Genomic DNA, 20,314 nt, shown 5'->3' on the forward strand with positions numbered 1-20,314 from the left:
TGCCAGCCATAAGACACCAGCCGTAAAGCGTTGGCTCAAGGCACACCCACGCTTCCATTTGCACTTCACGCCGACCTCGGCCTCTTGGCTCAACATGGTCGAGCGCTTCTTTGCCGAGATCACCCGAAACCGCATCCGCCGCGGCGCCTTTGAGAGCGTCGCCGAGCTCAAGCGTGCGATCATGGAATACCTGGAAAACCACAACGCCGCCCCAAAGCCCTTTATCTGGACCAAATCCGCGGGTGAAATCCTCGAAAAAGTCCCCCGCGCGAAACAAGCGTTAGAGTCACAACACTAGTTGTTGATCACAGGCGCGACTTGTTTCGTCGTTCCTATCGTGAGGGTGAACGACTTTCAAATCGATCGCGGCATCGGTCCGATCACGGCGCTACTGCAGGGGCACTACGCCGTGCAGGCCAAGGCAATGCGCGACGCGCAGCTGATATCTGTCAGGATCGTTCGTCATTCCGGGCTTGTCAGGGGACGGCCCTGATCGTCGATCGCCCGGCCGCGATCGTCGATATAGGCTCCATCGGGGAAATGAGGACGGTCGAGCGTCTTGAGGAAGTAATCCCTGCTGGGAAGGCCGTTGGCAAAACGCTCTTCCAGGCTCGGATAATCCGCTTCCGGGCTGTTCAATGGGATATCCTGTGGAATCCGTGTGTCCACGCCCTTGATGAAATTGATCCTGAGATGCTCAGCGACCTTCTTGTATCGCACCACGCGCGGATCGTTCAGCGGAATGGGAATATCCATCGGCTCGCTAGGGTCGACGATATAAGCGCTGACAGCTTTGACGGAGTAGGCCGTCGAGAGCCCATCGTATCCAGCGGCGTCTTGTCGAACATGCCATCCGCATTTCGCCGTAACGGTGCCGCGCCTGGCGGCAGTGCCGTATTGGCGGCTTCGGCGGCCTTGGCCGGCGGCACCATCGGCAGAAGGTAAGATCGTATGTCCGCGGCTGCGCGGGATTCGCCTGCGGCGACGCGCGAGCAGCGGACAGCCTTGCGCCTGCTGCGAAACTGGCGTTCGCCGCAGAATATCAACAGGGCCGCAGTGGACGGGACCGATTTCCAAATCGTCCAGAGTATTATTCTTCCGGCGATCAAACTTACGGGGGCCCGCACACCACGGTCTTGTCGATGCAGTTACCCTGGTCGTCAATCAGGTTACCGGCCTCATCCATGCCGACGCCGTCCGGATAATGCGGACGATCAAGAGTCTTGAGGAAGAAATCCTTACTGGGAAGATCTTTGATGGTTCTTTCGAGACGGGGATAGACCGCTTCAAAGTTACCCGGCGGGACATCCTGGGGAATGCGAGTCTCGATGCCCCTGATGGTGTTGGCCTTGATGGCCTCAAAAGCCTTCTTTCGCCACAGGTCATATGCGTGTATCGGAATGTTCATCGGCTCGTCAGCTTCCACCACAAAAGCAGCAGACATCGTGATACGGTAAGCCGTAGAGATCCCGTTATATTTTCCGCTTTTCTCTTCGTACATTCCGTCAGCGTTGCGGCGGAGTGCGAAATAAAGGGCCACATGATCCTGATGGCGGCCAATGTCTTGCTGACCAGCGTTATTCCAGAGACTAGCCTCGGCATAGAGATCGCGCCAGTTACGGTATCCGCCGATCAGACCTGTACCGCTTAACCCATCTGGGGCGATCTTCAGACGGATCTTGCCTTTGCTGAAATTGGCGTCACCATTCTGACTAAAGACCCATGCGATACGTGGGGCGTGCAGATGCTCGACCTGTTCCGTCTCCACTACACCGTTTATGATCTTTGCTCTAAGCTTGGTGTATTGGGCATTTTTCAAAATGCGGTAGGAATAATCTGCCGCAATGCCTCCACGGGCGTCCTTTACAATCTTGTCCGGCGAATAGCCGATTTCCACTATAGCGTCGCTGTCATTCATCGGGTCTTGGTTGCCCGAGATGCGCAGAACCATCGTAAAAAGACCGAATCGCATACTATCGCGGACCCGCAAGTCGAACTCTGCATTGCCATCGCCGCGCCAGGGCGCGTCACAGCCCCAGGCGCGATAAAGCGCATTGTCGATGCCCATTTCGCCAGCGGGGCTGACGAAATCGCGGGCACCGACCTTGCCGTCGAGATTGAATCCCTCTCCAATGCGGCTCGTGACCTCTGGCTGACCCGGATCTTCAGCGGCCCATGGATTAACGTAGGTGGCAATGCCACGCTTGTACGCGCGATAGGATACAGCACGGGACAAGATATCGAAGCGGAGGCCCTGCCGCTCTCGAACTTGGTCCAGCCCAGGAGGCGCGATGATCCAGTCGATCTCTTGCTGGGAGCGCCATTTCTGGCGCCCCAGTGCGATTCGGAGCTGGGCATCTGTGGTGAAATGTGACGACCGGCCGTGCGGGCAGTCCACACCTGGCTCGATTTCCGAGCCGCGCGTGAAACCCGGGCGACCGCCATACCGGAAAGCATATGCATAGGTGTTCACCACATAACCGCGGACCCATGGTTCCGCCGCGGCGGGCGCGGCCACGCCGGTGCTCAGGGCCACCGCCGCGCCACAAATCATCAGACGCCTTTTCAGCATCATGACGTCCTCCTTTCGATGTCAGGATTCAAGAAACCACGACCGTTCCGACCATTCCCATGGCCTCGTGGAACTTGCAGAAATATTTGTAGGTGCCGTTTTGCGTGAACATATGGCTGAAGGTGGTGCCTTCCTCCATGGCACCAGAGTCGAACGGTGCCACGCCCGGCGGCAGCGCCGCATTGCCGACGTCCGCGGCCTGAGCCGGATCGAACGTAACCGAGTGCGTGATGAAGCTGGGATTGGTCCACTTCACCGTGTCGCCCACGCGGATATTGACGGTCGCGGGCGCAAAGATTGCCTTGGGGCTGTTCTTGACCAATACGTCGACGGTTTTGCCTTGGGCGAGTGCGCGTGAAGCGACGATCATTGCGCCAGCGCCGGCGAGCATTCCGGTAAAAGTGCGGCGGTCTATCACAGCAAGTTCCTTGTTATTCGGGGGGGGAGACCTGGTTGATCAGAAGATCGGCGACCGCTTGGGCCTCGAACGCCAGCGGATCGGCGCCGTCCATCGCGCCCTTGTGGAGCACGATGTCGGCGCTGACCTCAAAATCGGTGATGCCCTTCGGATCGGCGATGAAGGCCGCGCCCGAAAAGGGGCTCCAACTCACCCAGGCCGGCGCGCCGCCGGCCTTGTAGCGCCAGGCGGGCCGGAAATAGTCCATGCGAAAGCTGTAGCGGCGGCCCGTGGGGTCGCTCCTGGGCTCTGGAGCTGTGTCGCCCTTGCTCCGTGCTTCGATGAATGTGAACCAGCTCGCCTTCTGCTCGAGCGTCAGCTCGGCGGCGCGGTAGGCGAGATATTTCTCGATCTCGGCGCGTGTGTTGAACTTGTGGCCCGCGACGACCAAATGAAACCGATCGCCGTCCCTCTTCTGCACCGTAACAACCCCCGGCTTGGCCAGCGGCACCATGGGCAGCACGTCGCCAGCCTGCGCGGGATTGGCTGGTGCCGACGTGGGAGCGGCACCGGGCTGTGCGTCCACTGCGAAACTGACGCTCGCCGCGGCGCCAAGTGCAGCAAGCGTCAATCCAATGCCGAGATTGCGGTTCATTCTAGCCTGCCTCATGTTGTCTTCCGTCATTCAGAAATAGAATCCGTTCGATACTGCCCATACGAGCGCAGCCGCGATGACCCCGCCAATCGCAAACCGCGACAGCGGTGCGATCTTCATTTCCGCTTCGCCTCCGTCGCCTGGGCGCTTGCCGGAAAGCATGGGACCAACGAGATTTTGCTGCTTATAGATGAAGTAGAAGAAGACGGCGGCAATATGCAGTGCGATCACCCAGAGAAGAACGTCGAGCCACTTCTGGTGCAGATGCGCGAGATGCCGGCCTTGTTCGAAGGTGACGTAGCTCGATAGGGCGCCCGAATAGAACCCGTCCACATCCACGGAAAACAGGCCAAGGATCACCACTGTCAGGACCAGGCCCAGCATTATGATGATGGCGATCGCTCCCAGCGCATTGTGTCCATGGCTGGGCGGGGTGTCGCGCCGGTGCAGAGCGCTCGCATAGTTGACGATCGCCTTCGGCCCTCGGACGAAATTGCTGAAACGCGCTGTCGAGGACCCGACAAGGCCCCAATAGAGACGCATCAGCACGGTCCAGAGGATCACGTAGCCGCTGTAGAAATGATACTCGAGTTGGTGATTGGCGCCGGTCCACCAGCATACGCCGATTGCGATCGCCAGTATCCAGTGCATGATGCGAACCGGCAGGTCCCAGACCTTCAGGTCTGTCGTATAGGCGTGAGCCAGCTCCATACGGTAAGCCTTAGACAAGTCGTGGAACGGTTTACTCGTCATTATCTCTCTCAGGCGAGCGATAACTGTCGTGACAGGCCTTGCAGGCCTTACTCATGGCTTCCGCCTGGGCTCTCAGCGCGTTCCGGTCCTTGCCGAGCGCGGCCTGATTCAACTTGACGGCTTCGGCCTCCGCCGTCTTGCCCAGCCTCACGAAGTCGTCGTTCGTCTGCCAGATAGCGGGGAGCGCGTGGGTCTTGACGCCGCCTTCCGGGCCGGTGCCCTTGGGAAACCAGTTGATCAGGTAACCGCTGCGATCCTTGATGGTCTGGGCGTTGGGCGCGACGATGTTGTCCCAATCCACCGTTTGCTTTCTGAGCTCGTCAACGATCGCCTTCAAGGCGCCGCCCATGTCGCGGAACTTGTCCTGGCGGGACTTGACCTGAGCAACCTCAGGTGGTCCAGCGGCGGCTTCCATAGCCCAGAGACTGAAACCGGCGCACACCGCCGCGACAGCAATACGAAAACCTGACGAAGACACGGTCCGAACGCTCCCAACCGATGCGATGGAGAAAATTGCGACGGATGAAGCACATCCAATTATGCGAGCAAGTCAGTGAAGGGTTGCCTGACCGCCATGGAGCCCTTGCCCCAGACGTCGAGTGACACGCCCATCGCCTTTTGGATTGTCAGGCCGACGCGCGATACCGGACTGCCGTCGCCGGCGATATGATAACCCGTCTTCATGCGGCCGCTGGCGCCACCGGCCACGAAGATCGGAAGACCATCCACGGCGTGGATCTTGGCAAAGCTCTGGTCGGTAAAGGCGAAGACGAGGCTATGGTCGAGAACGGTGCCGTCGCCTTCGGGAACCGCATCCAGCTCCTTCAGAAGCATGGCAAACAGTTCCATCGAGTCGACATTGTATTGTGCCACGCGCGGCTGATAACCGAGTACCGGATCGATGGGCTCTTCATGGGTGGTGTTGTGGTAGGCCAACGAGTCGCCCGGCATGAAGATCTGCGACGTGGGCTCCGAGACGCTGAGATTGAACACCCGGGTTTGGTCGGTGGCGAGAGCCAGCGCCCCCAGCCGCGCCATCAACGGTGTTGCCTTGCGGAGATTAGGGAGTGCATTGTTGCACACCATCTCGGCGGGCGCCGGGGGAATGGTGACGTTGGCCTGGATTTCGGGACGCTGCAGTTCGGCGGCCAGCCGCAGTTCAGCTTCGCGCACCGAGGTGAAATATTGATCCATGCGTGCGCGATCGGCGGGACCGAGGTTCTGCATGACCCGCTTGCGGTTGTCGGCCACCGCCGACAGCACGCTTTGCTGGATCAACGTCTGGGGATCCGGTTTCCAGTCGCCCTTGGTAGGGTCCTGGAAGCCCGGCCCGAACAGGCGGGTGTAGAGCGCTAGCGGCGAAGCTTCCGCCGGAATGGTGTTAGCACCCCCTAGACTGGACAAACTTTGCTTCGGGTCGCCAGCGCAGGACGCCGAAATCGATTTGAACCGGGTACCACGCGAGATGACATCGGCGATCTGCTGGTCGATGGTCTTGGAATCGAACTCGTTCACCTTGGTAGGCGAAATGCCGGTGGCAGCGGCCGCTGCGCCCGACCAGTGCTGGTGGTTGGGGTTGTCATCAAGCGGGACACGCAACCCGCTGAAGACGTTCAGCTTGGCGCGATAGGCCTCCAGCGGTTTCAACTGGGACGTCATCTCCCAGTCCTTCCCGCCCGTCTTGGGAATCCACAGTTGCGAGGTCAGGCCCAGGCCGAAAAAGAAGGTGTTGAAACGCGTGGGAAGCGGCTTTCCCGTCGCGGCCAGCGCCTCGCCCTTGCTGTCCAAGAAACAGTCAAGGAACGGCAGGCCCATGACGGCTAGAGCGCCCTGGCACGTGCCCCGGAGCAGAGATCTGCGATCGATCTTCATGGCGGGCCCCTATCTATTGGTCCGCGACGCTGGGCGCGGAGCTGGTTGTTTCAGGGGAAGGCGCAGGCGCGCGGAAGTAATCCTTGTCCTCGACTAGGCTCTTCAGCAAGGAACGCATCCGAAAACCGGAATCCGCGAAGGCCTGGTGGGCGGTCTTGAAGGCGGAGGCAGGGACATCTTCGCTGTTCACGCCACGGGAATACGCATAGACCTTGCGTGCAAGACAGGCCGTGTATTTGGGATCGTCGTGCAGGAATTGTCCAAGCCCCGCGGCGCCGACAAAATGCTTGCCCTTTATCGTGGCCGAAAGATCGATCAGCTTGCCATTCTCCATGGTGCGGCGCTGACCGATCGTGTCAAAGCCCTCAAGGGACAGCCCGATGGGATCGCTGTGGTTATGGCAGGATGCGCAGGTGCTATTGTCGGCATGCGCCATCAAGCGCTCGCGCACGGTCTTCAATGGGCCGCTGGTATCATTGACCACCGAGAAATCCACATTGGCGGGCGGCGCGGGTGTGGGCTCGCACAGGAAGATATCCATCACTGCCACACCGCGCTTCGTGGGTGAACTGCGACCGGGATGGGAGAACATCGCCAGCATGCTGGCCTGGGTCAGGACGCCACTGCGCCCGGAATCGGACTCGAATTCATACGGCATCCATTCACCCGTGACCTGAAACGGCAGCTGATAATCAGCCGCCAAATTGCGGTTGAGGAAGGTCTTGCGCGTCGTCATCAGGTCGCGCATGTCGCCGTTACCATGCAATGCCAGGTCAATGACGGTGCGCAGCGTCTCTTCTTTCGCTGAAGCGGCAATGCCTGAGCTCCACTTGGGATAAAGGATGCTGTCCTTGGAGACAGTGTCGAAATTGTCGAGCTCCAGCATATCGTTGAAAAAGGCGCGCATCCCAACGATGAGGCGCGGCGAAGACATCAAGCGGTCGACCTGCTTCTCGAGGCCGGCGGCGGTGTTCAGGTCGCCCTTCTCGGCCGCCTGCAGCAGCTCGGCGTCGGGCGTTGAATCCCACATCAGGTAGCTGAGGCGGGTGGCCCTGCTGTAAGAGTCGAGCGCCCATTGCTTGTTGCCGGCCGGCACCGCAGTTTCCATGCGGAATACGAAATCCGGCGCCTGGAGCAAGCTAGCCAGCCCATAGCGCAGGCCGGCATAGAAGTCGTTCTGCGACTCGGCGAGCCCGTGGCTCAGATTGACGGCGCTTTTGATCTCGTCCTCGGTCAATGGCCGGCGGTACAGCATCCGTCCATAATGGCTCAGCACCTGCGCGGTGCAGGCATCATCGGGCTCTTTGGCCGACTTGGGCACACAGGAAAGCTTGGCGCGGTATTTCTCCCCTGTCACCTGGGTAGCGATGCTGTCCGCCAGTTTGGTGAAGGATTCAAAGCCCACAGGCGTTATCGAAAGCACCGAAGTGCTGGCTGCCTGCAAGCCGCCAACTCGGATCGTGGGCTCGAAGCGGCCGCGCACTTCAATCTCGGTGCCGAAGATATCGGCAATGGAGTTGCGATATTCCTGCTGGGTTAGCCGTCTCATACTAACCACTTCCGATCCGATCGCAATTTGATATGAAGCAAAGCCGAAAGCGGCGGAGGCAGATACCAACGCGATAATGGATACATTGCGCATGAGGGGCATTCCTAATGAGCGCCTTAGCGATGGCATACAGGCAGGGTCACTCGATTTCGATAATCACGGACTCATGTGTTTGCGGCGGTGCGACCTGCAACAACTCGCCATCGAGCATGCCTGCACCCGGTCACCGATAACGTCTTAGCCTCGGCCTGATCATGGGTGATGCTGTCGATCAACATGGATGCCATTGTTGTTATTTCCACATCGCCTATCCTGTTTGATTGCGCGAGATCTTAAAAACTCGAACTGCGACAGATGGATGACGATCATCGAGTAATCCGATGTATCCATGCGTAACTGCGATGGTTGATGGCGCTCCGGAAGAATAATGCTGGAAGGGTAAGAGCTATCGCTCAAGACGGTGCAATCAACCACGCGCACCGCTTGTTCGCGTACGCGCCTGCCACGCGCTCCATGAAAGACGGCAGATCGTTCTGTTGCTCGCGGCAGTCCGCCAACACCTTCCGGTATGCACTTCAGGCGCGGCAACTTGCCCCAAAGTGCCGTGCATTTGAACGCAGCCGACTTGTACGCATCCGGGGGCAACCGCCTTGCAGAGGTTGGCTATTGCATGATTGCAGCAGTATGGACGCCGTATCGACTACCAACAATGTTAGAGTCATGGAGATCGTCGGGTGGCGACGGCTGGCGCGAAGCCAACGAGTAGCGAAGGGAGGCGCCATGCCCGCGAGATGAAGGCGGCCGAACGTCGGCTGATGCCGAGGTCGTTTTCTCCTGCGTATCGCTGATAGAGGAGTGTCAACGTGTCAACGCACCGCCCTCAACGAGAGGCCACTGCTTGGCCGCTGCTCTTCTGACATCATTCTGTCCCCGCATCATCGCATGTTCGCATGTTTGCATCGAACTATTCGATGGACGTCATCCGATTGCAGTAATTCCTGCCTTTAAGGTCTCCCACACAGCGAACGCGTGTACACGATCTCATTGCGTGTTCCGCAAAACTTTCCTGACGATGTGAAAGTAACGGCAATGGCATCCGTTTTACTCGACAGCATCAATAAGAACTACGGTCAGACGTCAGTCTTGCGTGGTGTTTCGCTGTCGATTGCGGACGGTGAGTTCCTGACTCTGTTGGGACCGTCGGGGTGCGGGAAGTCGACGTTGCTCCGTATACTGGCGGGGCTCGAGATGCAGGACGCGGGCACGGTCTCGATCGGGGAACGGGTGGTGGATGGACTGCGGCCAAAGCGTCGGGACGTCGCGATGGTGTTTCAGTCCTACGCGCTCTATCCTCACCTGACCATCGCATCGAACATGGCTCTGCCGCTGCGGATGCGCCAGCTTTCTGCCTTACAGAGACTTCCACTTCTCGGCGGCCTCCTGCCAGGAACGGAGCGGATAGTTGCCGAGATTGAGACGGAAGTGACCCGTACAGCCACGTTGCTCGGCATTGGCCACCTGCTGTCGCGTAAGCCGGGGCAGCTCTCCGGGGGGCAGCGTCAGCGCGTGGCGGTTGGTCGGGCGATGGTGCGCCATCCGGCTGTCTTCCTGATGGACGAGCCGCTGTCTAACCTCGACGCCACGCTACGTGTGCAGATGCGCGCCGAGATTAAGGAACTGCACCAGCGGCTGGGGGTCACCTTCGTTTATGTCACCCATGATCAGGCCGAGGCCATGACGCTGTCGGACCGCGTGGCGGTGATGCTCGACGGCGAGTTGCTGCAGGTGGCTCCGCCACAGGACATCTATGCCGATCCCGACGATCGGCGCGTCGCCGAATTCATCGGTTCGCCCAAGATCAATATGCTCGAGGGCGTGGTGCGCGAACGGGGCCTGATCGACGTGGCCGGATCGACGCTTCCGATCGAAGCCGATGCACTGGCTGGCGCGCATCTCACCCTCGGCATTCGCCCGGAGGCTTTTCATCTCGCCGACCATGGCGGGCAGGGCGCACTGACCGGCTCCGTGCGCATGATTGAGCACATGGGCTCCGATCTCTTCGTCCATCTCGATCTGGCGGGCATCGATCATCCTTTGATCGCGAGGCTGCTGGCCGAACGGACGCCCGATATAGCACCCGGCCAAACCTTGCACGTCGGTGTGAGGCCGGACCGCGTGCTTCTCTTTGCCCGTGATGGGCAACGTCTGCTCTTTGCCCGTGATGGGCAACGTCTGCGCCGGGAGGTGGAATCTGCAGGGGCATCGATCACGCCAATCCGGGAACTCGCCCGATGAGCGAGCCTCTTGCTCTTTCCAGCGGATCCGAAGCGCCGTCCGCGACAGATGGCGCTCGAACGCTTCCATCCCTCACCGCCTCATTGAGGCGAAGCCGTACCCTTACAGAAGCACTGACGGCCTGGACGCTGGCCGGGCCGGCAGTCTTCTTTCTGCTCGTGCTCTTCTTTCTGCCGGTAATCGGTGTCTTCGTCATCGCACTCACCGACTGGCAGTTCGGCGCGCGGACGCTCTCCTTTGTCGGCCTTGCCAACTTCCGTGAGGCCTTTGCGGACGGCGGCTTCAGGACCTCGCTTTTCAACACCGTGATCTACGTTCTGATCGTCGTGCCAGGCACTCTCGTCCTCGGCCTTGTGATTGCGCTTCTGATCGAAAGCGGAAAGTCCTGCCGCCCCTTTTACCGTGCCATCCATTTTCTACCGTTCATGGCCACAATGACGGCCATGGCGATCGCCTGGGAGGCGCTGCTGCACCCCACGATCGGTCTCGTCAATCAAACGCTCGCTGCCATCGGTCTACCGACCGCCAACTGGCTGCGCGACGAGAATACCGCCCTACCGGTGCTGGCAGTTATCGGCATTTGGCAGAACCTCGGCTACGCGATGATCTTGTTTCTTGCTGGCCTCAAAAGCATCCCGAAGGATCTCTACGATGCCGCGGACGTCGACGGTGCGGACCTCTGGCTTGATCGGCTATGCACCGTCACGTTGCCCATGCTCGGGCCGGTGTCGATGTTCGTCGTCATCGTCGTGGCGCTGAGGGCCTTCGAGTGCTTCGACACCGTAAAGGTGCTTACCCAAGGTGGGCCGGGCCACGCTTCCGAGGTTCTGCTCTACACGCTGTATCGGGAAAGTTTCGAATACCTGCGCACCGGATATGGCGCTGCCATTGCCGTCGTCTTTCTCGCGATCGTCGTGACGCTCACTCTGGTGCAGACCCGCGTTATGGATAGGAAGGTGCACTATCAATGAGCTTCATCACCTCCGCCAATTTTCTGTGGCGACCTGCCGCAATTCTTCGGCATGCCGTATTGATCGTCACCGGAGCGCTCATTCTCGCCCCCTTCGTATGGATGGTCTCGCTGTCGATCAGGCCGCCCGGCGAGATCTTCCGCGCGTCCTTCACCTTCTGGCCCGCACAGTTCTACGGCGTCGAGAACTATACCAAAGCGTTGACTCAAGCGCCGCTGCCTCGCTCCATGGGCAACGGCCTGATCGTATGCTCTCTAATCCTAGCGCTGCAGATCCTCGTCTGCGCTCCTTGCGCCTATGCGCTCGCCAAGCTGCGGTTTCCCGGCCGCGACCTGCTCTTCGGTATGGTACTTATCGGTTTGCTGCTGCCGCACCAGGTTCTCTCGCTGCCACTATTTATCCTCGGCTACCAGTTAGGCATCCTCAACACCTATGCGGCGCTCGTCTTCCCTTACGTCGTCTCCCCGTTCGGGATTTTCCTGTTCCGTCAGTTCTTCAAGACCATTCCTGACGACGTGATCCATGCCGCTCGCCTCGACGGTCTCTCGGAGCTCACCATCGTCTGGAAAATCATGATGCCGATGGCGCTGCCGGCGATCCTCGCCTTCTCAATATTCTCGGTCGTCGGCCACTGGAATGACCTGTTCTGGCCTTTGATCGCAGTACAAGACCGGTCGCTCATGCCGCCGCCGCTCGGCATCATGGCCTTCATGAACGAGGAGGCCGGCAACGACTACGGTCCTCTCATGGCCGCGTCAACACTTGTCGTCCTCCCGCTCCTAGTCGCTTTTCTCGCTGCCCAAAGGTGGTTCGTTGAGGGGCTGACCAGAGGCGGCATCAAGTAAATTCCGAACTCAACGGATGATAATTATTGTGAGCGCGCTCAAACAACTGATGTGCGGCTTGTCCCTTGCCGCAGTCCTGTTCGGTACCTCTGCAGCTTACGCGGAGACATTGGAGATAGCCTCTGGAAGTGACAACACAAAGATGCTTGATGCAATTGGGGCCGGCTTCGAGGCGGAAAATCCAAGCGTTAAGATAAAGGTCCCCCCGGGACCACGCAGCTACGACGAGCTCCAGCAAGACCTGCTTCGCCGTGTCACGATAGGCCAATCCCTCCCTGACCTGGTGGTGGTGGGAAGCGGTCAGCGTCTATACGCCGAGCGCGGCCTGGCCGTTCGACTTGACCCATTCATAGCGGCCAACCCAGAGCTCGAAATAGCAAGAGCGAGCCCCGTGGTGCGCGAAAAGGGGCGGGTAGGGAAAGCAATATATGGCGCCGCGTTTGGTGTGGGCACTCCCGTAGTCATATTCAACTCTGATCTCGTTCGCAAAGCAGGAGGTGATCCAAACAATCTGCCAACCGATTGGGATGGCGTGTTGGCCCTGGCACAGAAAATCGATCGCCTCGGATCACCTATCATCGGGGGCTATTTCGAAGCAGATGGGACAGGTGCCATCTCGCTGCTTTGGCTTCTGCAGTCGTTCGGCGGACACTTCATGAACGGCGACGAGACAAAGCTTGAGATCAACACGCCCGCAGGCCTTGAGGCGATGAACGTACTGAAGGGGTTTGGCGAAGTCGGGCAGGCAAAGGCCGCCATGACAAGGGATCAAGCTCGCCAAGCATTTGCCGCAGGAACAATCGGTGTGTTGGCCGGAACGAGTTCGACGATCGCTCCTGCGGAAAAAGCTGCGGGCAATCGCTTCAAAGTGCTCGCGAAACCCTTTCCTGTGAAGCCACAAGTTGGAACGATTGCGACTGTGGGACCGATAGCCTCGATCATGACCAAGGATCCAGAACGACAGAAGCTTGCCCTGAAGTTCATTGACTTTGCCGTTGGACCAAAAGGGCAACAGATAGTCGGCGAAAACAGCGGCTATTATCCGCTGAACCAGCGGGCGATTGGTGCGTCGCCGGAATTGAAGTCTCTGCTTGCTCAGCGTCCTAACGCAAATGCGGTACTTAATCGTCTTGATGTTGCTACGGGCTGGTATGCACCGCCCGGACCAAACGGGCCCCGAATTTATACGATCGTGACCGATCATCTGCTTCGCGTCGTCGGACTGAAAGAAGCACCGGAAGTCGCGGTCAAAGCTCTAACGAAAGAAATCGAACCGCTGGTAAACGTCAGAAGGTAGTGCCTCTCAAGACGCTGACCAATGCCGTCGCGCTTGCAGGCAGCACAGAGACTAAAACAACACTTACGCGTACTCAACGCGCAACTGCGCGTGATAGGAGACAAGACCGTGACAACGGCGAAATCTGATGAGGGAGTCGTATACCCGCTCAAATGCCATCGTCCGGACCACCGGCACCGAGCAACATCGCACTGATTGAGCATCGGAACGGATTGATCGGTCTTGCGACGAGCGCCCCCAAACGACTCGTCGCTGCCCACCGCGTTCAGCTGGTGACGGGTTGGTTCTCGTCATCCGGCGACAGAACTCCATAATCACGACGAATATCGATGCCTACAGCTTCCTCACGGCTTCTTAGAGACAACATTATGCAACAGTGCTTTCAAGGCTCACAACGGGGCTCGACGGTAGCCTGCGCTAGGAACAAAACCTTGTTAGGGACATCCGGGTGGGACGCAAAGGCTAGCAGCCTGGGAGCATCGCCGGCAGATGTCCACAATCCGGCGTAGGTCCCGCACATGTTCGAAGCCCAGACGCAACCCACCCTGTTCGCCGGAGAGGAACGCATCGAGCGCGCTACTATCACCGGTCTGCGGTACCTCAGGCAAGGAGATCCCCATCGCCCGCTGTTGCTCTTTCTCCCCGGCGGTGGACATCTCGCACGCATCGCCTACGGCGACCCCTTCTCAAGCCGTGCGGATTTCCTGGACTATTGGCTCGAACGGCACGGGATCGGATTGCTCGGCCTCTCCTATCCGAGTGATCATCCCGTCATCGGCGCTGCCCTTTCCGATCTGACTATCACTGCTTGGGCAGACTGGGTCGGTTCCATCACATCGGTCGTTTTGCGCGAGACCCCGGGGCGCCAGGTCGTGGTCGCCATGTGGAGCATGGCAGGGCGCTCGGTATCGGCCGTGAATGCCGCTCTAATCCGTCGCGGTATCGACGCGATCTGCTTTCTCTCGCTCGCCGCTGTGCCGCCGCTTCCCGGTCTCATTCTAGTTGGATCGGGCGGCGAACCCTTGACTTCGCGGGGTCTGTGGGCGCGCACTGTGGCGGCGGCGCCCGACGGAATCTGCGACGGCCATATTCAGGGGTTTCTTGCTGGGCTTACCGACCAGGGACGTGACAACGGTCGTCCAATTATAGAGCAAGAGATCTACTTGCGGCACTACATGTGCAACACGCCAATCATGCTTCGCGGAACGGTGCAACGCTACTCGCCTTCGGGACCGCGTTGGGATCTCGAAGAAGCTCAAGACGACATGGGCGCCACGCGGTTTGCCGAGTTTCCCCTGACAGCGATGATCGTGCCCACCAACCGGGCCGATGAGAGACACGCGCTGAGCGATCGAACCGCTTGGCATTTCTTGAATGCCCAGAGAATACGTGCCGAGGCTGCGCCTCGCGATCTGCGTCCCGATCAGTGGATGAATTTGCGCACGCTTGTTGGAACATTGCCGCTGCGGCTCTACCGGGAGATACGGGGAGGACATTTCTTTTTCGTCGGTGCGCGTGGTGCCGAGGCGACAGTTGCCCACATTGCCAGCCTTATTGATGAGGCAAGGGACTTTCGTACCGAACTTGAGACGATCTGCGGTTCGCGCCACGCCGCATCACTCGGACCAAATGCATAGAACCGAACGGCAGTGCGTTACAGTTTGTGGCGCCCTGGCCAAGACAGAGTAGCCGCGCGCCGATTGGCTCAATAGGAGAACTAATGTGGTAGTAGCAAAAAGGGATGTGATGGGTAGCGAAAAGCGGATTTCAACGCAAAGAGATCTTCTGGTCTCTCCGACTCGACCGAACTGGGTAGAGGTCGACCTCGGTGCCCTCGACCACAACATGACCGTCGTAAGACGGATGATCGGTTCGAATGTAAGGCTTCATGCCTGCATTAAGAGTGGCGCGTATGGCTGTGATGTCCTTGAAGTAGCCAAGCGCTTTTCTGATCTCGGCGCCGATGCATTGTGTTGTGGCTCATTCGATGAGGCGGTGATGGTTCGAGCAGCGTTACCCAATATGCAGCTCATTATGTTCGGGGCTACTTTGCCGGAGGGCATTCCTCTCTATTTGCAGCATGGCCTCACTCCCACCATTCACAATATCGAATTGGCCGGGGCGGTCTCGGTCAGCGCAGACAAGCCGACGAAGGTGCACATCAAGGTTGATGCGGGTGGGGGGCGTATAGGGTTTCCACTCCACCAAGCCAAGTCCGCCATTAGCGAAATCGCCAGCATGAAGAACGTGGTTGTCGAGGCGGTGTATACGCACGTGCCGTTCACTGACCTTTCGGGCAAAGACTTTGCGCAACAGAAGACCACGGAATTTTGCGACATGGTCGAAGCTCTGCGCAGTGAAGGCCTCGGCATTCCCGTGACACAGGCGCGAGCAAGCAGCGGCGTCATTTTTGGGCTCCAAGACAACTGCAACGCAGTCGCTATCAGCAGTTTGCTGTATGGAAAGGCATCCGCGCCAAGGGATCTGGCCGACTTCTCTTCTCTGCGCCCAGCTCTCCGGGCCGTCAAATCGCAACTAATACATGTGCTTCCTGATTTTCCGGGAAAGACAGTAGGCAGAACCACCGGAGTTCACGGTCGTCAAGCCGCGCCGTTTTCGGGCGCAACCGGCGTAATCCCGTTCGGATGGCGCGATGGTTACGCCCCATCGACATCTCGTCAGACGGCTTACGTGCTGATGAGAGGCAAACGCGTGCCAGTTTTAACTGTCAACTCAGAGCTTTCAGTCATCGACCTGACCGATCTGCCGGATCCGCGCATAGGTGAACAGGTAACGATTGTCGGAACTGACGGCGACGAGACGATCACGCTAGATGATTTGTCAGAGTGGCAAGGCTCAGGTCAAAGCGCTGTCTTAGCCAGAATGAACAACCGGTCGCCCAAGGTCTTCGTAAACTAGATTGCCATCTAACAACCAAGTCGGCGGCTCACATGAAAATTGTTCTTCTCCCGGATCTTCACGTTACGGAAAAAGGTGGACTCGTGCGCGGCATCGATCCCATCGCGCGATTAGACTCTTGCGTGGCTGCAATCCAAAGGCTTGTAGCTGACGCGGATCTGTGCGTAACGATGGGTGACAATGTTGAGAACGGCAGAGAAACCGAATATCTCGCTCTGCTGGACTGTCTCAAGCCGTTGAGAATGCCCATTCGCTTCCTCGCTGGCAATCATGACGACCGCGATACTTTGCTCAAGGTCATGCCCGAGGTTGAGCAGGACCAAAGCGGCTATATTCAGAGCGCCTTAGAAACCGAGCGCGAGGTGCTTCTCTTCCTGGACACTGCTAAAGCCAGAGAAAATTCCGGGGACTACTGCGACGAAAAACTGACCTGGTTGAATCAACAACTGAAGCAAGCAGGCCAGAAGTCCGTCTATCTCTTTATGCATCATCCCCCGTTTAGGACGGGGCTCTGGAACGACCATTCCAGGGTGCGCGATGCCGACAAATTCTTGGCGGCCGTAACTGCAGCTCGGAACGTCAAACATATTCTTCTGGGGCACACCCACCGCGCTTCGTCGGGGAGCTGGAATGGACTTGCGTGGACGACAATCGAAGGCACGTGCTACGCGAACGACTTCGAGCTTCTGCCGGCTAAGCCAAACTATCTCGCAGGTCCCGCGCAAATAGGCATCCTGCTTTTGAACGGCGGCGAATCCGTTCTTCATTTTCAGGAGGTGTTGGGAACCTATCCGCTGATCGAATATAGCGGCCGGTCAATACGCGACCCTGAGCTATCAGCCTAATTCTCTGCTCGCTGTAAGGCGTACGCAAGCAACGGCGAACCATCAGACAAGGCAGCCGGCCGGTCGCAATAGCGAACCGCACGGCGAGACGGGATCACCTACAATCACGATCAGAACGGTTGGAGAATCCGATGACAACAGACAGCATAATTTCCGATTTGAATCCGCCGGCCGCTAAATCGCCAACGTCGACCCTTCTCGTCAGTACGATATCACCAGTACTTGGTGCAGACGTGAACAATCTTAAACTGTCGGATCCTTCGCGTGACATATCCGATGTACGTGTTGGTGAGATTCGCGAGGCGCCGGATCGTATCTGGCCCTCCGCTTCCGAAACACTGGGCTCGACCTGGATGGGGTCGTTAACTTCGCATCTCTATTCGGTGAATTGATCAGTGATGCTCCGGTAGCGCCGAATCATTGTCTGAGAAAGACAAAGGACTTTGAAGAAATGAACAGAACGATCTTTCTTAATGGTGACTTTGTCGGCGGCGAGTTCGCCAGGGTATCCTTATTTGAACGAGGACTTCTTTTTGGCGACGGGATCTACGAGGTAACGGCCGTCGTGAAGGGCCAACTTGTTGACTTCGATCTTCATATCGACCGGCTCTTTCGGTCGGCCGCTTCAATTGGCCTGAGCGTTCCGCTTTCCAAACATCAGTGGCGCGAACTCCATGAAACGTTGATTTGTTCAAACGAACTCGTCGAAGGCATTGTGTATATTCAAGTAACCCGAGGTGCTGCCGAGAGAGAGTTTACTTTCGATCAGAACATGGCCCCGCTCACATTTGGCTTCACTCAGGAGAAGAACTTGTGCACGGCAGAGAAACTACATAAGGGCATCACCGTTGAGATCGTCGATGATCTGCGCTGGAAACGACGAGATATCAAGTCGACGTCACTTCTCGCGCAAGTTCTGGCGAAGCAACAAGCTTTCCTAAAGGGGGCGGGAGAAGCTTTGCTGCATGAAAGCGGAGTGATTACCGAGGGCGGATCGACTTCGGTGTTTGCCGTTGACCAAGATGGTGTTCTTCGCACCCATCCACTCGGACCATCGATCCTTCCCGGTGTTACCCGACACGTTGTTCTCCAACTTGCTCGTGGGGAATCAATCAAAGTTCTAGAGCAAGCGATAAAGATGGATGAGCTATTCGAAATGGGGGAAGTATTCGTGACCGGCGCTACTTATTTTGTCGTACCCGTTGTAAAGATTGGATGTGTATCTATCAATCAGGGTTCAGTGGGGCCGGTAACAAAAAGGCTTCAGAAACTTTACATTGATCGTGCGAAAGCTCTCTGCGTTCCTGGCAGGTAGCGGGGCTAGCAGCGCTGAAACAGCTCGAGATGATCAGCAGTAATGAATCGGGCAGTTTCAATTAGGTGGCAACGCCATTGCCGCACTGCCGTCGTTCCGGCACGGCCATATCGGCCGCGACAAGGGCGCAGACTCATATTGCGCCTGACCCACTGAATTTTCATCCAGCAGCGGTTAGAGTCTCGGGGTTTTGTACGCCAAATGGCGCGGTTGGAGCAACGGACGATCGGCGGAGCTGGTCGGGGTTGCGTAGGCGATCGTCCGTTGCGGTGAGTTGGGCGGCGTAGGCCGCGGGGGTGAGGTATTTCAGCGACGAGTGAGGCCGCCGCATATTGTAGTCGACGACCCAATGGGGGAGCTTGGCGCGGGCGTCGTCGAGATCGAAGAACAGAGTCTCGTTGAGCAGTTCATCGCGCATCCGACCATTGATGGAGAAGACGGCCCCGCTCCCCTCGGAGCCGGCAATATGCTAGCGATGTACGGACCACCAACAGGAGCTATTCACTGTGGAAGTCGCGACAATTGGGTTGGATATCTCGAAGCATGTATTTCACGTCCATGCAGTTTTTCGTCAGTTACGTAAAGAAGTCCGATCATGAAGCGGGTCTCGACCCCGGGCCAGCCGTTCTGCTGTAGAGCGGCGCGATCTCGTCGTCGATCCAGCTCCAATCGATCTTGCCGGCCAGCAGAACCAGCTTGTGCTTCAGATTGATGATCCGGTCCAGCCGCGCCCGCACAGATCGTTCGATCCCGTCGTCTTGTGCTTCTTCGGCCGCATTGCCCCCTCCGACGCGGACACGGAATCATGGCTTGCGATTCGACAAAACCCTGAAAATGAAACTGCAAGGTTCTGAGGCTCGAACCGTCAAGACCTCGCAATTGCAAGACAGCCTACAGCAACAAATTACGATTCCTGATCAGTCGCTTGGCCAGTTCTTAACATGGCGTAATCGCGGCTGACGGCTTCTCGAAGACACGAGGTTGGATAGGATCTGCCTCCGCGGAATAGCGAAAGGGAGCAGCTCTATGAAGCAGTACGTTGGTTTGGACATCTCAATGGAGGAGACCAGCATTTGCGTCTTGGACGAGAACGGCGGCGTGACATTCGAAGGTAACGCACCCACCGATCCAGAGGCCATCGCTAAACTCTTGCGGCGGCATGCCGGCAATGCTGAGCGGATCGTTTTTGAAACGGGCTCGTTATCCAATTGGCTTTGGCACCAGCTCAGGGCGCTGGGCTTTCCCGTCATCTGCCTTGACGCGCGTCATGCCAACGCAGCGTTATCGATGCGCATCAACAAGTCGGACCAGAACGATGCCAAGGGATTGGCCGAAATGGCCCGCATGGGATGGTACCGGGAAGCTGCCGTGAAGGGGGCGGAGAGCTGGAAAACCCGTTCGATGCTGGCGGCTTGAACCAAGTTGGTGAATCTGCGGCGAGACCTCGACAACCAGATGCGCGGTCTGTGTAAGGGGCTCGGAATAGTGCTCGGCAAGGCCAGTTCGACCAACCTGGCTCGCAAAGTCGACGCCGTGCTCGCTGAAGCACCGGATTTGCAAGATATTTTCGCGCCGCTGCTCCTTGCCCAATCCTGTTTGACCGAGCAAATCGAAAAATATGATCGACAACTCCTGGCAGTGGCAAAGGGCGACCAGACTGTTCGGCGAATGATGACCGTTCCTGGTATCGGTCCCCTGACTGCCCTGTCCTACGTCGTTACCATCGATGACCCCACTCGCTTTAGACATTCCGCCGACGTTGGCGCCTATCTCGGCCTAACACCAAGACGTCATCAATCCGGTGAGATCGATCGCACTGGCCGCATCTCCAAACGCGGCGACCACCAGGTTCGAACTTATTTGTTCGAGGCCGCGAACGTCCTGCTGACCGTTGTCAGACGAGGTTCTGCGCTCAAGCGCTGGGGCAGCAAGCTGGCCAAACGCATCGGCGCCAAAAAGGCGAAGGTTGCCGTCGCGCGCAAAATGGCTGTCATCCTCCATGCCATCTGGACCGATGGCACCGAGTTCC

The 20,314-nt window shown here is 58.1% G+C and carries 18 protein-coding genes and 3 pseudogenes; 11 read left to right on the forward strand and 10 right to left on the reverse strand.

Annotated features, from left to right (window positions below):
* On the forward strand, positions 1-298 hold a 298-nt coding region (locus J6497_RS37955; protein ID WP_225707744.1), incomplete at its 5' end, for a transposase.
* Positions 299-462: 164 nt separating this feature from the next.
* Here the strand turns inward: J6497_RS37955 and J6497_RS37960 are convergent.
* Genes J6497_RS37960 through J6497_RS37995 form a run of 8 tightly spaced genes read right to left on the reverse strand, consistent with a single transcriptional unit; the run spans position 463 to position 7,891 of the window.
* Positions 463-1,164, reverse strand: a complete 702-nt coding sequence (locus tag J6497_RS37960) for a hypothetical protein (RefSeq protein WP_225709294.1) — start codon at positions 1,162-1,164, stop codon at positions 463-465.
* Positions 1,112-2,575 (reverse strand): hypothetical protein, encoded by a 1,464-nt coding sequence (locus J6497_RS37965; RefSeq protein WP_225709295.1) that lies wholly within the window; start codon positions 2,573-2,575, stop codon positions 1,112-1,114. The genes J6497_RS37960 and J6497_RS37965 overlap by 53 nt, the downstream gene beginning before the upstream one ends.
* A 25-nt stretch (positions 2,576-2,600) precedes the next feature.
* Positions 2,601-2,963, reverse strand: coding sequence for a cupredoxin domain-containing protein (locus tag J6497_RS37970; protein WP_225709296.1), 363 nt, complete (start codon positions 2,961-2,963; stop codon positions 2,601-2,603).
* A gap of 40 nt (positions 2,964-3,003) precedes the next feature.
* On the reverse strand, positions 3,004-3,639 hold the full coding sequence (locus J6497_RS37975; RefSeq protein ID WP_225709297.1) for a CC0125/CC1285 family lipoprotein: 636 nt from the start codon (positions 3,637-3,639) through the stop codon (positions 3,004-3,006).
* 15 nt (positions 3,640-3,654) lie between these two features.
* Positions 3,655-4,335, reverse strand: coding sequence for a cytochrome b/b6 domain-containing protein (locus J6497_RS37980; RefSeq protein ID WP_225709298.1), 681 nt, complete (start codon positions 4,333-4,335; stop codon positions 3,655-3,657).
* A 31-nt stretch (positions 4,336-4,366) separates the two neighbouring features.
* Complete coding sequence (locus tag J6497_RS37985; protein WP_225709299.1) at positions 4,367-4,855, reverse strand: c-type cytochrome; 489 nt, start codon at positions 4,853-4,855, stop codon at positions 4,367-4,369.
* A gap of 59 nt (positions 4,856-4,914) precedes the next feature.
* Positions 4,915-6,249: a DUF1552 domain-containing protein gene (locus tag J6497_RS37990; RefSeq protein ID WP_225709300.1), complete on the reverse strand. Its 1,335-nt coding sequence runs from the start codon at positions 6,247-6,249 to the stop codon at positions 4,915-4,917.
* Positions 6,250-6,262: 13 nt separating this feature from the next.
* Positions 6,263-7,891, reverse strand: a complete 1,629-nt coding sequence (locus tag J6497_RS37995) for a DUF1592 domain-containing protein (RefSeq protein WP_225709301.1) — start codon at positions 7,889-7,891, stop codon at positions 6,263-6,265.
* Positions 7,892-8,887: 996 nt separating this feature from the next.
* On the opposite strand from J6497_RS37995, the gene J6497_RS38000 reads away from it, so the two are divergent.
* From J6497_RS38000 to J6497_RS38040, 9 genes are all read left to right on the forward strand, one after another.
* A complete protein-coding gene (locus J6497_RS38000) occupies positions 8,888-10,093 on the forward strand; it encodes an ABC transporter ATP-binding protein (RefSeq protein WP_225709310.1) in 1,206 nt (401 codons plus the stop codon).
* Positions 10,090-11,064 (forward strand): carbohydrate ABC transporter permease, encoded by a 975-nt coding sequence (locus J6497_RS38005; protein WP_225709302.1) that lies wholly within the window; start codon positions 10,090-10,092, stop codon positions 11,062-11,064. The genes J6497_RS38000 and J6497_RS38005 overlap by 4 nt, the downstream gene beginning before the upstream one ends.
* Positions 11,061-11,909, forward strand: a complete 849-nt coding sequence (locus J6497_RS38010) for a carbohydrate ABC transporter permease (protein ID WP_225709303.1) — start codon at positions 11,061-11,063, stop codon at positions 11,907-11,909. The genes J6497_RS38005 and J6497_RS38010 overlap by 4 nt, the downstream gene beginning before the upstream one ends.
* 28 nt (positions 11,910-11,937) lie before the next feature.
* Positions 11,938-13,206 carry an extracellular solute-binding protein gene (locus J6497_RS38015; protein ID WP_225709304.1) on the forward strand — a complete coding sequence of 423 codons (1,269 nt, stop codon included), beginning with the start codon at positions 11,938-11,940 and terminating at the stop codon, positions 13,204-13,206.
* A gap of 518 nt (positions 13,207-13,724) precedes the next feature.
* Positions 13,725-14,843 (forward strand): hypothetical protein, encoded by a 1,119-nt coding sequence (locus J6497_RS38020; protein WP_225709305.1) that lies wholly within the window; start codon positions 13,725-13,727, stop codon positions 14,841-14,843.
* Positions 14,844-14,928: 85 nt separating this feature from the next.
* Positions 14,929-16,125 (forward strand): alanine racemase, encoded by a 1,197-nt coding sequence (alr, locus tag J6497_RS38025; protein WP_225709306.1) that lies wholly within the window; start codon positions 14,929-14,931, stop codon positions 16,123-16,125.
* A 32-nt stretch (positions 16,126-16,157) separates the two neighbouring features.
* Positions 16,158-16,970, forward strand: coding sequence for a metallophosphoesterase (locus tag J6497_RS38030; RefSeq protein ID WP_225709307.1), 813 nt, complete (start codon positions 16,158-16,160; stop codon positions 16,968-16,970).
* Between the two features lie 131 nt (positions 16,971-17,101).
* Positions 17,102-17,362, forward strand: a complete 261-nt coding sequence (locus J6497_RS38035) for a hypothetical protein (RefSeq protein WP_225709308.1) — start codon at positions 17,102-17,104, stop codon at positions 17,360-17,362.
* Between the two features lie 59 nt (positions 17,363-17,421).
* Positions 17,422-18,285: a D-amino acid aminotransferase gene (locus tag J6497_RS38040; RefSeq protein WP_225709309.1), complete on the forward strand. Its 864-nt coding sequence runs from the start codon at positions 17,422-17,424 to the stop codon at positions 18,283-18,285.
* 160 nt (positions 18,286-18,445) lie between these two features.
* On the opposite strand, the pseudogene J6497_RS38045 reads toward J6497_RS38040, so the two are convergent.
* Together J6497_RS38045 and J6497_RS38050 are read right to left on the reverse strand one after the other, a co-directional pair.
* Positions 18,446-18,721 (reverse strand): annotated as a pseudogene (locus tag J6497_RS38045) (integrase core domain-containing protein); the annotation flags it as partial.
* Between the two features lie 146 nt (positions 18,722-18,867).
* A pseudogene (locus tag J6497_RS38050) lies at positions 18,868-19,063 on the reverse strand (transposase); the annotation flags it as partial.
* Positions 19,064-19,311: 248 nt separating this feature from the next.
* Here J6497_RS38050 and J6497_RS42485 point away from each other — a divergent pair.
* Positions 19,312-20,314, forward strand: a pseudogene (locus J6497_RS42485) (IS110 family RNA-guided transposase); the annotation flags it as partial.

The organism is Bradyrhizobium cenepequi (genome assembly GCF_020329485.1).
Classification (GTDB): domain Bacteria; phylum Pseudomonadota; class Alphaproteobacteria; order Rhizobiales; family Xanthobacteraceae; genus Bradyrhizobium; species Bradyrhizobium cenepequi.

Excerpts from the sequence above, each read along its gene's own strand:
- J6497_RS37975 (WP_225709297.1), bottom strand. The coding sequence starts at position 3,639 with ATGAGGCAGGCTAGAATGAACCGCAATCTCGGCATTGGATTGACGCTT.
- J6497_RS38035 (WP_225709308.1), top strand. The coding sequence starts at position 17,102 with ATGACAACAGACAGCATAATTTCCGATTTGAATCCGCCGGCCGCTAAA.
- J6497_RS38030 (WP_225709307.1), top strand. The coding sequence starts at position 16,158 with ATGAAAATTGTTCTTCTCCCGGATCTTCACGTTACGGAAAAAGGTGGA.
- J6497_RS37970 (WP_225709296.1), bottom strand. The coding sequence starts at position 2,963 with ATGCTCGCCGGCGCTGGCGCAATGATCGTCGCTTCACGCGCACTCGCC.
- J6497_RS38000 (WP_225709310.1), top strand. The coding sequence starts at position 8,888 with ATGGCATCCGTTTTACTCGACAGCATCAATAAGAACTACGGTCAGACG.
- J6497_RS37990 (WP_225709300.1), bottom strand. The coding sequence starts at position 6,249 with ATGAAGATCGATCGCAGATCTCTGCTCCGGGGCACGTGCCAGGGCGCT.
- J6497_RS37980 (WP_225709298.1), bottom strand. The coding sequence starts at position 4,335 with ATGGAGCTGGCTCACGCCTATACGACAGACCTGAAGGTCTGGGACCTG.
- J6497_RS37965 (WP_225709295.1), bottom strand. The coding sequence starts at position 2,575 with ATGATGCTGAAAAGGCGTCTGATGATTTGTGGCGCGGCGGTGGCCCTG.
- J6497_RS38040 (WP_225709309.1), top strand. The coding sequence starts at position 17,422 with ATGAACAGAACGATCTTTCTTAATGGTGACTTTGTCGGCGGCGAGTTC.
- J6497_RS38005 (WP_225709302.1), top strand. The coding sequence starts at position 10,090 with ATGAGCGAGCCTCTTGCTCTTTCCAGCGGATCCGAAGCGCCGTCCGCG.
- J6497_RS37995 (WP_225709301.1), bottom strand. The coding sequence starts at position 7,891 with ATGCGCAATGTATCCATTATCGCGTTGGTATCTGCCTCCGCCGCTTTC.
- J6497_RS38010 (WP_225709303.1), top strand. The coding sequence starts at position 11,061 with ATGAGCTTCATCACCTCCGCCAATTTTCTGTGGCGACCTGCCGCAATT.
- J6497_RS38020 (WP_225709305.1), top strand. The coding sequence starts at position 13,725 with ATGTTCGAAGCCCAGACGCAACCCACCCTGTTCGCCGGAGAGGAACGC.